Genomic DNA, 11,401 nt, shown 5'->3' with positions numbered 1-11,401 from the left:
GTCACACGCGTTCGAAGACGAGCGCGCCGTTGGTCCCGCCAAAACCCGCCGATGTGGTCACAGCGACCTCGAGGGTCGTCTCGCGGGACTCGGCCACGATCGGGACGTCACACGCCGGATCCGGCGTCTCGTAGTTCGCCGTCGGCGGAATCGTTCCCTCGGCGATCGAACGCGCGAGGATCGCACTCTCTATCGCTCCGGCACCGCCGAGAGTGTGGCCGAGTGACCCCTTGGTGCTCGTGACCGGTGGCACCGTATCGAAGAGCGTCCGGAGCGCGTCGGCCTCGCGAGCGTCACCCGTCGGTGTGCTCGTCCCGTGGGCGTTGACGTGATCAACGGCGGCCGGCTCGCACCCGGCGTCGGTGAGCGCGCGCTCGAGACATCGCCGGAGACCCCGACCGCCCTCGGCCGGCCGTGTCGGATGGTGTGCGTCGCCGGTCAGCCCGGTTCCCGTGACCGCGGCGTACGGCCTCGCCCCGCGTTCGGCGGCGTGATCTCTGGCCTCGAGGAGGAGAATCCCACTGCCCTCGGCGAGGACGAACCCGTCCCGGTCGGCGTCGAACGGGCGGCTCGCCCGCTCGGGCTCGTCGTTGCGGGTGCTAAGCGCCCGCATCGCGTCGAAGCTCCCGACGCCGAGCGGGGAGATCGGTGCGTCGGTTCCGCCGGCGACCGCGACGTCGGCACGGCCGGTTCGGATGTCCGTGACCGCGTCAGCGATCGCGTGCGTGCCAGCCGCACAGGCCGTCGCGGGCGAGCGGTTCGGGCCTTGCAGATCGAACGACATGCTGACGTGACCGGCCGCCAGATTCGCGAGCGCGGTGATGAGAAACCGCGGCGACGGACGGCTGCCGGCTGCCGACTCGAGCTCCGGCAGGCCGGCGAAGGCCGACGCGATACTGGTCGCGGCTCGCTCGGGCCGCCAGTTGGGGTCGTCGGGATCGAAGCCGGCGTCTTCGATTGCCTCCGCGGCCGCGGCGACGGCGAGTTCGGCGTAGCGGCCCATCGTTCGCTCGTCGATCCACTCGTCTCCCGTCGCCACTGGGTCGTCCCCGATTTTACACGCGATCCGCGATCGGATCCCCGCCCCGTCGGGATCGAATCGCGTGATCGGACCTGCAGTAGTGACTCCAGAGCGGAGTTCCCTCCAGGTTTCGTCGGCGGTTTCGCCCAGCGGCGTCACCAACCCCACGCCGGTTACGACGACGTCTCGTCCCATTCAGACGCGTGCCGTGACGTACGTTCGGAGGTCGCCGACCGTCTCGATCTCCGCGAGGTCGTCATCGGGGATGTGGACGCCGACCTCCGCCTCGATCGCTTCAGCGAGTTCGACCATGTCGAGCGACTCTGCGTCGAGCGGTTCGTCCTCGAACTCGGTCGTCTCGTCGAACGCGTCCCGGTCGACGCGAAGTCTGTCGGCGATGATCTCCTCGAGTCGGTTCGCTATATCGGTCGCGTTGGACATGTCCGCTTGCTTTCTCGTCAACCGTGAAAAAACGATCCGTTTACGAGTCGCGATCCTGCCGAGGTCACGGCTCGAGCACGACCTTCCCGACGGTCTCGCGGTCTGCCAGCGCGTCGTGAGCCCGCGCTGCCGCCGACAGGGGGACCGTCTCGTCGACGACAATCTCGATCCGACCAGCAGCGAGGTGCTCGGTCAGTTCTGGTAGCGCCGTGTGGACGCGGTCGGGGACGTGTTCGAGGGCGTGCTCGAGGTGATAGCCGATGACTGACTGGTTCTCGAAGAACAGCCGCGGCGTCGCCACGGTCGGTACCGAGCCACTGGCCATGCCAAAGGAAACGATCCGTCCGGCGGGGGCAAGCGTCTCGAGGCTCGTGGCGAAGGCGTCGCCGCCGACGCCGTCGAGGACGAGGTCGACACCGTCGCCGTCGGTCCGTTCGGCGATCACCGCCGCGACGTCGGTTTCGGTGTAGTCGATCGCGTGATCGGCGCCGAGTTCGACGGCGAGTTCGCGTTTCGCGTCGGTGCTCGCAGTAGCGAAGACCTCCGCGTCCGCGACGGTGGCCAACTGGACGGCGAGCGAGCCGACTCCGCCCGCGGCGGCGTGGATCAGCACGCGCTCATCGGTCTCCAGCCCGCCCCACTCGTGGAGGGCGTTGTGCGCGGTCAGTCCCTGGACCGGGATCGCAACCGCCTCGCGGAGCGACAGCGAGTCCGGAACCGGAACCGTTCGCTCGACCGGCGCGGTGGCCACTTCGGCGTATCCGCCACTCGAGGTGACCGCCGCAACACGGTCGCCGACGTCGATGGCTGCCTCGTCCGGGGACGCCGCGACCGTTCCAGCGACCTCGAGGCCGGGGACGAACGGCGGGGACGGACCATCGGGATAGGTTCCACGGCGCTGTTCGATGTCGGCGAAGTTCACACCGGCAGCGCCGACGTCGATTCGGACCTCGTCGTCGCCGGCCGCGGGTGGCTCCCGTTCCGTGACCGTGAGCACGTCGCTGTCTCCGTACTCGGTGATCTCGATAGCGTCCATCCTATCGTCCCCCGTTTCGCTCCGCGGAATCGCTTTCGGGCTCCCGTGCTGTCTCCGTCGCCAGTTGCTCCAGTCGCTTCGCTCGTTGCTCGGCCGCGTCAGTCACGAGTTCCTCTCCCGACGGCCCCGGCAGTCGTTTCCATCCCATCCTCCCAGCGATGTCGTCGATCAGTGGGGCCAGCGTCGAGACGACGTCTTCGATCCGCTCTCGATCGACCGCGCCTGAGGCAAGCAGCGCCTCGAGTTTCGCGAGGCCGAAGCCGACGTGTCGACCCTCGTCACGCCGGATGTGCTCGAACCCCTCGGTGAGTCCGTGTACCGTCGGCCCGTCGGTTTCGGGGCCGAACGTCTCCCGAATGGCACGGAACCCGACCTGGGCGAACACGCCTTCGATCGTCAGGTGATAGTGTGCGTACGCCACCGCGCGGTTTTCGGGCGTGTCGGCCTCGAGGAGTCTCCCCATCGCGGTCTCCGTCCGATCGAAAATCTCCACGTAGGCGTCTGGAAACCAGCGATCGGCGGTGGGGTCGGTCGGCTCGAGGCCGCGGATCTCCTCGACGGGATTGATTACGTCCGTCCAGTAGCGATCGAAGAAGGCCGCGTGTCTGGCCTCTTCGTAGAGGTGGCTGGCGACGAACCGCTGGTCGTCGTCGGCCTCGAGCACCGTCGCAAGCGGGAGCAGATCGTCGACGACGGCCTCCTCGCCGGCCCCGAACATTGCGACCGTCGCGCGAAACTGGGTGAACGGGCGTCGGCCGAGGTCGACCAGCGTCTCGCGGTCCTGTTCGATGTCGATCGCATATGGATCCCAGTGACCGCTCGTCGCGTGTTGGAAGTACCGCGCCGCCCTCGAGTCGGGGCGTTCGTCCGCTTCGGCTTCGCCGAGTTGCATACGTGGTCGGTGGGTTACTGGCGTACAACGTATAGACGTTTCTAGTAGTGCAATGTCCGGCTCCGAAACCGACCGTCGAAACGTCAGTCAGCGACGGCCGCGTTCTTGGCCCAGTAACGACCGACTGCAGTCCGTTCCGAAGTCGGTTGCTGGTCTGGCCGGACCGAAACACGGCGGTCTCACGGATGACCGGGCGGGCCACCCTCACGCTGAAGCCGTACCCGTCACGGCTTTGCCACGTTGCCGCGTATCTCATCGAAAAAAGCGAGTGTCGCCGGGCTGGTTCCGGGACGGATGGCAGTTAGTCGTCTGCGGGCGCCGCGTCGCTCGACTCGCCGGCCTCGAGGTCACCCTCGATACTCGGTGGGTACGTGCCACGATCGAGTTTCAGATCCGACTGGGGCCGTGCCATACAGGTCAGCGCATAGCGTTCGGCCTCTTCGTCTGTCAGACCGCGCGCTGCGGGCTGGGTGACCTCTCCCTCAAGGATCTCGGCTGAACAGGCCAGACACATCCCAACACGGCAGGAGTACTCCTGGGCGATCCCCGCCTCGAGACAGCGACTCAGAATCGTCTCTTTGTCCGAACAGGTAATGGTCTCCCCCGTCCCGACGAACTCGATCGTGTACTCGGTCATACCGCTCGGTACGGCCGACCTCACTAAAACTCTTTATTTCACCGTAGCGAGACGAGCGTTTCGGAGCCGACCGACGGCGTCGCCGTCCGGTCGACGACGCGTCGACCCACCCCGGATCGTGAAATAGCGACCGACAATCCGACGAACCGACCATAAAACGTTTTCTTACCGCGGTGTGCACACTGTTGATATGAGTACGCAGGAGCAGTCGGCCGCCGCCACGACGCAGACCCAGTCGCCGGACGTGGTCGTCGTCGGTGCCGGAACGGCGGGCTGTTATGCCGCCGCGACTATCGCACGAGCAGACTACGACGTCGTCATCCTCGAGCGCAAAACCGAGGACGAAGCAGGCCACATCGCCTGTGGCGACGCACTGAAAGGCGCTGATTCCTTCCCCGAGGCGATCCCCAAATCGAAACTCGAGCCCGCGTTTACGAACACGGGCGTCGACCACGGCCGGTTCGAGATCCCACAGGAGGATACCGTCCTCGAGATTCCGATTCCCGGCGAACTGGCCGTTATCGATCGCTGGGAGTACGGCCGTCGCATCATCGAGGGAGCCGAAGCCGTCGGTGTCGACTTTCACTACGATACGGTCGTCAACAACGTCACGCAGGCTGACGACGGCCGCGTGACGGGTGTCGAAGCGATCCGGAAGGGTGAGCCCCGAACCTACGAGGCAGCGGTCGTCATCGACGCCGCCGGCTCGCTCTCGGTCCTCCAAGATCACATTGACTTCTCTGAGTCGACGTTCGATACGAACGTCAACTACTCCCACTTCTGTTCGGCCTACCGCGAAATCGTCCACGTCGACGAACCCGTCGAGTGGGACGACGCCCTCGTTTTCAAGCCAACCGAACGCGCGGCGGGCTATCTCTGGTATTTCCCTCGCACCGACACCGAAATCAACGCCGGACTGGGCTTCCAGATGACCGAAGAGCCGATGAAACTCGTCGACGACCTCAAACGTGACCTCGAGAACCGGCCGGAGTTCGCTGGCGCGGACGTCGAGGACAAACTCGGCGCGGCCCTCCCGACCCGACGGCCGTACGACTCCGCGGTACACCCCGGCTACATGGCCGTCGGCGACGCTGCCGGCCACGTCAATCCGACGACCGGCGGTGGCATCGCCGGCGCTGCCTACGCCGGCAAGTACGCCGCCGAAGCCGCGATTAAGGGTCTCGAGACCGGTGACGTCGGCGAAAAAACCCTCTGGGAGTACAACGAGCGCGTCATGGACCATTTCGGCGCTCGCTACGCCGCCTTAGACGTCTACAACATCCTCTCGACGGCCATCGACGTCGACGACCTGATGGGGCTGCTCGCCGCGATGCCCGGCGAGAAACTCGCGGAGGCGCTGTACTCGGGGAGTACGAGCATCGGCCCGAAACTCGCCGCAGAAAGCCTGTACAACAGCCGTGGCCATTGGGGCACGATCTGGAACTTCTTCCAGACCAAACGCCGGGCCGACGACCTACTCGAACTCTACGAGGCCTACCCCCACCACCCCGCTGCACTCGAGCACTGGCAGGAGCGTCGTGACGAGCTGATGGAACAGGTGTACGAGACGACTGGCGCCGATCCCAAGTACTGACCTCGTTTTCGCCGTTCCTCGGGTTCTCATACTGTCGGATATCGGTGTGGGAGTCACCGCCAGCGTTGGTCACTGTAACCGGATACTCTTTTTCATCTGATTATTCAGCAAGCTTATATTTCGGGGAGCAAAACTCGCGAATATGCACCGACGGCAGTTCCTTCGGATCAGCAAGGCGTGTGCCGTCGGTTCCGTTCTGGGGTGTTTCGCTACTGCACCGCTCCCCGAAGCGCCCGTCGACGAACAGATCTACACCTGCTCGTACGACGCGGAGGTGTTTGCGTTGGGCGAGTCGAGTGACCCCTATCAAACAGTTTGGAACGAGTCGCGATCCGACCAGACGACGGATATCCAACTCGACCGAAATCACGACGTGTTGATCTGCAACCGGGGTGACGGCCTCGAGAAGTGGAGCCACGGAGCGAGCCGGCCGCAACTGCGCTGGCGCTATGACGGCCTCAGCAGTTCGATTCGGGGGATTTCTGTCGACAAGCACAACGACTACTACCTCGGCTCGTGGAACGAACACGGCTTTCACAAGATCGTCGAGGTCGATAACGAGCCACGGCGAGCCTGGGAGTACACCTGGTCGGGCGACGACGGCATGATTGTGAGTGCACCGAGGCGAACCGGGGAGGTCGCGGTCGGACTGAAAAACAACGAGGTCCATCTCATCAGTGAGCGAGAGGGAGAGCCACATCGACACTGGTGTTGGACGCCGAAGACAGGCGAGATCATCCGGGAACTACTGTGGGGGCCCGACGACGAACTGTACATCGGCTGTGAAGATCACGTGCTGTACAAACTGATCGATACCGGGCCGAAAGCGACCCCGAGCGTCGAGTGGACCTACGACAGCGAAAACATCATCTTCGGCGCCTCAAGAACGCCCGACGGCGACATCTATATCGCGACGAACGCCGGCGAGGTCCACTACATTCGCGACGAAGACGGAACGCCAAAACGACAGTGGGTCTACCACCACACCACTCCAGACGATCCCGTACCGACGGACGACTACTGGTGGGATGGGTTGGTCCACCAAGTTGCCGTACGCCGTGACAACAGCGAACTGTACAGCTGTTCGTATGATGGGACCGTCCACCGGATCGTCGAGGAAGACGGACAGCCAGTCACCGACTGGGAGTTCGATGCCCACACCGACAACGTCCGAGAGGTTCGCATTCAGTATGAGGCCCTTGGCACGTGGCCTGAGAAATGGTGAGAATGTCTCCACACAACACCTGCTCTTAACCGGAATTTTCGAGCGAACTGTCGTGTCACCATCGATACAACAGCTCGGCGCACAGACGTTAACAGCGACATGATATAAATACTAACTGGCCAAAAACCTACTCTGTTAGGGACTCTGGTTATTCCTGTTGGTAGGGTACACTGTCTCGATGGTACAACAACACACACGCCGACGCGCACTGTCATTGATCGGAGCCACTGGGGTAATCGGCCTCGCGGGCTGTCTGGGCGGTGATGACAACGGCGACGATGGAATGGACGACGATGGGATGGCTGACGACCACGATGACGACGCCGAGAACGGAGCGATGGACGACCATGACGCAGGAGTCCGTGTCGCCCACCTCTCGCCTGATGCGCCAAACGTCGACGTCTATGTCGACGGCGACGCCGTCCTCGAGGACGTTCCCTACCGTGCGGTCAGCGACTATCTCGAGCTCGCCCCCGAGACGTACGGGGTCATGATCACGGCCGCCGGCGACCCCGATACTGTCGTCTTCGATGACGACGTCGAGGTCGGTGACGGCGACTACACGATCGCCGCACTCGGTGAACTCGCGGAAGAAAACCAGCCGTTTGCACCCGCAGTACTCGAGGATGACCTGAGCGACCCGGGTGAGGACGCCCGCATCAGACTCGTCCACGCCTCGCCAGATGCGCCCGCCGTCGACGTCACGGCCGGCGACGGCGAGACAGTACTGTTCGAGGACGCTGCCTTCGGCGACGCTGCAGCCGTTGAGGTCCCGCCTGACATGTACACTCTCGAGGTCCGACCCGCGACCGAGGACAACGACGGCGACGTCGTCGCAACCTTCGACGTTGAACCGATGGCCGGCACCGTCTACTCGGCCTTTGCTGTCGGTTACTTAGAGCCCGAGGCTGCGCCGGCAGACGAAGCGTTCGACCTCGAGGTCGTGGTCGATGCTGAACATCACGACGATGACGACGGCTACGACGATGACGACGATGGCTACGACGATGACGACGGTCACGACGATGATGACGGCTACGACAACGACGATGACGATGGCCACGACGATGACGACGCCCACGACGACGACGGCGACCACGACGACAGCTACTGACCGACACCGACCACCGAGTCGTTCGGTGCCGAACAAGCCGATCGGTTCGTTTTTTCTTGTCCCAGCCATCGAGCGACGTCTTCGCCGCTACGCCGGCTCCCGGTAGCAGGTAACGATCCTGAGCCACCAGCGGGAAAGTTCTTGCAACACGACGGCGACCGTGTCAACGTGGCCGCCCTGGGCTCGCTCGATCCGCTCGCGGAGTCATTTGACGGCAGCCTGCGTCTCCGCGACGCAGCCGCGCCACCCGGCTCCAAAGGCCGACTCGAGTGTGGGTGTGGAGTGAATGAGACATCGGTCGTGGTTCTCAGACGGACGCTCGGAGGCGTTCGATCCGGTTCTCGGTCGACGGGTGGGTACCAAACAGGCGCCGGACGATGACGTAGCGCGTGCGGTCGAAAAAACGGTGGGACTCCCACGGCGGCGGGACGATCGAGAACGCTGCCGTCGACCGGTGGCTGCGAAGGTCGGTCGCGGGATGACGCTCGAGGTCGTCGTCGAGCGTCTCGAGGGCGCTCGCCAGGGCGGCCGGATCGCCGGTGATCGCGACGGCGGCCTGATCGGCGACGTGTTCGCGATATCTGGAGACGAGTGCGACGGCGAGTCGAGTGACGACGGCGATCGGGACCGCGGCGACCAAGACGAACACTCCGATCTGCCCGACGTAGTGGGACGCCGGCTCCGGGACGTCCTCGAGAAGCGGTTCGGCCTTGGCAACGGGCAGCGAAAGCGCCGTCAGCACGGCTGCATCGCGGTTTACGACGTGGGCGAGTTCGTGGGCCAACACGGCCTCGAGTTCGCGTTCGGAGAGTCGTTCGACGAGCCCACGAGAGACCACGATCGACGACGTCGCGGGCCGGTAGCCGACCGAGGCGGCGATCGGAGTGCGTGCTTGCCCGAGGCGAACGGTCGGGGACGGGACGCTCGCCTGCGCTGCGAACCGATCGACGCGTCGCTGGATGTCCTCGGCGGTGTTCTCGTCGTTCGACACCGATTCGGCGCTATGTTCGTCCTCAAGTACCCGGGCGCGGTCAGCGAGCGTTCGCTCCACGGTCGCCCCGTCGCGGATTTCGGTGTAGACGACGGCGATCGTGGTCGCGATCACGGTCGCGATTCCGGCGACGACGGCCACCCGTTCGACCGTGAGGCGGGGGCTCGCCTCGATCGCGGCAGCCCCAGCTCCGAGTGTGAGAACGACGAGAAAGAGGATCCCGAGCAGCCTCCCTCCCACTCTGACGAACGCTCGCAGAAAGTCGTCGGGGTGGGTGAGCCGATAGACGACTCGCTCTACGGTGTCGGCCATGCCGTCGTGGGCGATTCGACCCGCGATCAGCGGCGACGGGCGCAGCCGTCGGTAGGCGAGCGCCAAGACGATCCAGCCGCCGATGAACAGTGCTCCGGCGATGGCGAATCCAGCCAGTGAGACGGCGAGCAGCGGGAGCAGAACCATCATCACCCACGCCATCAGCGTCGCCATTGCGAACTCGAGGACCAGCAACACGCCGAACGCGAGCGTAGCAACGACAGTTGCGAGGGCTAGCCGACTCCAGAGGCCGATCGTCGTTCGAAGCCGTTGCATGGGAACCACCGGCGACCGAACGGAGCGTTCGATCGCCATTCGACAGCAACTTTCTGAATTGTCGACAAATGCGTTGGGATCTCGTCTTCGATCCGACCTTCGAGCGGTGCGATCCGTTCTTGGAGAATACTCGAGGTCGACTGAGAAGACGCGAGCCCGCAACTCCTCGATCCGTCGCGTCCGATCGAAAAATCGGTGTTCGTCCCACGGCGGCGGGACAATCGAGAACGCCGCCGTCGACCCGTAGCCACGCAGGTCGCGTTCGGGTCGTCGGGTCACGTCTCGATCCAGCGTCTCGAGTGCACTTGCAAGCGCCGCTGGATCGCCGGTGATTGCGACAGCGCCGCGGTCGGCGATGACTTCGGACGAGGAGGCTGGCGCGGGTGCGAACCGACATCACAGCGGGACCACCTCGAGCGGGCGCGGACTGGACGGGATGGAGGGAGACTGTGTGGGACGCGTATGGATCGAATGATTCGTCTCGAAGATCAAATAAACGACCGAGGTTCGCTCTGGAGTGGAACCCGCCGCCTCAGCGTTGGTCGAGACCGATCCGCTCAATCGCGCCGGCGATCACGTCGATACCATGGGCTACACTCGCCTCGTCGACGTCGAACGTCGGCGTATGGTGGCCGCCGGGGTGGTCCGTGCCAACTCCGACGTAACAGGCGGTGCCGCCGTTTTCCTGGACCGCTTGCATCAGGAACGTCGCGTCCTCGCTGCCGCCGAGTTCGTCGCGCTCGAGCACCCGTTCGACGCCGTCGGTTTGCGCCGCGACGTCGGCGACGATGTCGACGAGTTCCTGATCGCTCGTCGCGCTCGGGGCCTCTGCGCCGATGGAAAACTCGACCGTACACTCGTGCATCTCGGCGGCGCTGCGGACCACGTGGCGTGCCTTGCTGTGCATGTACTCCATCAGCTCAGTCGTCTCGCCGCGAACTTCGGCGAGGATACGCGCCTCTTCCGGAATGACGTTAGCAGCAGTGCCGCCCTCGACGACGCCCGCGTTGACTCGTGTTTTGCCGTCGTTGTGGCGCGGAATGCCGTACAGGTTCTGGACGGCCGTCGCCATCGCCTGGACGGCGTTTCGCCCCTGCTCGGGATGGCCGCCAGCGTGGGACGACTCGCCGGTGAACTCTGCCTCGAGATGGCGGACCGCGAGAAAGCCGTCGATGCCGGCGACGATCTCGCCGGTCGGATGGTCGAGGCCGACGTGCAGCGCCAGCAGGTGGTCGACGTCCTGAATGTGGTCGCTTTTGGCCATCGACTTCCCACCGCCGACGACCTCTTCGGCGGGCTGGAAAAAGACTTTCAGCGTGCCAGAAAACTCACTCTCGGCGATTCGCTCGAGAACACCGACGCCGATCGTCGCATGGGCGTCGTGGCCACAGGCGTGCATCGCCCCTTCGTATTCGGATTGGAACCCCTCCGCAGCGGGTTCGTGGGCTGCGTCGTCGGATTCTTCGACCGGCAGCCCGTCGATGTCGACACGGAGCCCGACGGTTGGTCCCTCGCCGCGCTCGAGGACAGCGACGAGGCCCGTGTAGCCGCCTTCGAGCGACTCGAGAACCGCCTCGTCGACACCGGCCTCGCGGGCGCGGTCGTACCAGCGGGCCAGTTCGGCCTCGTCGGGGACGGCCATCCGGTGGTCGCCCGCGATGGCGTCGGGGCCGACGTGGAGCGCGTCGAGGTCGAGTTGTGACTCGAGTTCCTCGGCGAGTCGTGCAGTGGTATAAAACTCACACCAGGCGGGTTCGGGCCGACGGTGGAGGTCCCGGCGCAGCGAGATGCGGTCCGATTCGGTGAGTGCCATACCCACTCGTTAGACGACAGAACCTATAGTTGCCACTGAAAATCAGTGT

General features: G+C 64.6%; 10 protein-coding genes and 1 pseudogene. 3 read left to right on the top strand and 8 right to left on the bottom strand.

The genetic code is table 11. The features are described 5' to 3' along the window. Window position 1: 1 nt before the first annotated feature. The 5 genes from ACERJA_RS01360 to ACERJA_RS01340 all read right to left on the bottom strand — a co-directional run bounded on the left by ACERJA_RS01360 (window position 2) and on the right by ACERJA_RS01340 (window position 4,027). Window positions 2-1,216, bottom strand: coding sequence for a beta-ketoacyl synthase (locus ACERJA_RS01360; protein ID WP_373606541.1), 1,215 nt, complete (start codon window positions 1,214-1,216; stop codon window positions 2-4). After that, a complete protein-coding gene (locus tag ACERJA_RS01355) occupies window positions 1,217-1,462 on the bottom strand; it encodes an acyl carrier protein (protein ID WP_373606540.1) in 246 nt (81 codons plus the stop codon). A 64-nt stretch (window positions 1,463-1,526) separates the two neighbouring features. Continuing rightward, window positions 1,527-2,498, bottom strand: a complete 972-nt coding sequence (locus tag ACERJA_RS01350; protein WP_373606539.1) for a zinc-binding alcohol dehydrogenase family protein — start codon at window positions 2,496-2,498, stop codon at window positions 1,527-1,529. A gap of 1 nt (window position 2,499) precedes the next feature. Next, the gene (locus ACERJA_RS01345; RefSeq protein WP_373606538.1) at window positions 2,500-3,390 is read right to left on the bottom strand and encodes a ribonucleoside-diphosphate reductase; all 891 of its coding nucleotides are present in this window, start codon (window positions 3,388-3,390) and stop codon (window positions 2,500-2,502) included. Window positions 3,391-3,691: 301 nt separating this feature from the next. Beyond that, entirely contained in the window at window positions 3,692-4,027 is a 336-nt protein-coding gene (locus tag ACERJA_RS01340) for a 2Fe-2S iron-sulfur cluster-binding protein (protein ID WP_006067863.1), read from the bottom strand. Between the two features lie 190 nt (window positions 4,028-4,217). Between ACERJA_RS01340 and ACERJA_RS01335 the strand changes: the two genes are divergently transcribed. From ACERJA_RS01335 to ACERJA_RS01325, 3 genes are all read left to right on the top strand, one after another. Then, on the top strand, window positions 4,218-5,621 hold the full coding sequence (locus ACERJA_RS01335; protein WP_373606537.1) for a geranylgeranyl reductase family protein: 1,404 nt from the start codon (window positions 4,218-4,220) through the stop codon (window positions 5,619-5,621). Window positions 5,622-5,763: 142 nt separating this feature from the next. Next, the gene (locus ACERJA_RS01330; protein ID WP_373606536.1) at window positions 5,764-6,846 is read left to right on the top strand and encodes a hypothetical protein; all 1,083 of its coding nucleotides are present in this window, start codon (window positions 5,764-5,766) and stop codon (window positions 6,844-6,846) included. A gap of 178 nt (window positions 6,847-7,024) precedes the next feature. Continuing rightward, window positions 7,025-7,960: a DUF4397 domain-containing protein gene (locus tag ACERJA_RS01325; RefSeq protein ID WP_373606535.1), complete on the top strand. Its 936-nt coding sequence runs from the start codon at window positions 7,025-7,027 to the stop codon at window positions 7,958-7,960. Window positions 7,961-8,267: 307 nt separating this feature from the next. Here ACERJA_RS01325 and ACERJA_RS01320 read toward each other — a convergent pair whose 3' ends face one another. From ACERJA_RS01320 to ACERJA_RS01310, 3 genes and pseudogenes are all read right to left on the bottom strand, one after another. Continuing rightward, entirely contained in the window at window positions 8,268-9,578 is a 1,311-nt protein-coding gene (locus ACERJA_RS01320; protein WP_373607434.1) for a M48 family metallopeptidase, read from the bottom strand. A 132-nt stretch (window positions 9,579-9,710) separates the two neighbouring features. Next, window positions 9,711-9,902: pseudogene (locus ACERJA_RS01315) on the bottom strand (heat-shock protein HtpX); the annotation flags it as partial. 169 nt (window positions 9,903-10,071) lie between these two features. Beyond that, complete coding sequence (locus ACERJA_RS01310) at window positions 10,072-11,352, bottom strand: amidohydrolase (RefSeq protein WP_373606534.1); 1,281 nt, start codon at window positions 11,350-11,352, stop codon at window positions 10,072-10,074. Window positions 11,353-11,401: the final 49 nt, after the last annotated feature.

This window comes from Natronorubrum sp. A-ect3 (genome assembly GCF_041821125.1).
Taxonomy (GTDB): domain Archaea; phylum Halobacteriota; class Halobacteria; order Halobacteriales; family Natrialbaceae; genus Natronorubrum; species Natronorubrum bangense.
This window is presented reverse-complemented; position numbering and strand designations above follow the sequence as displayed.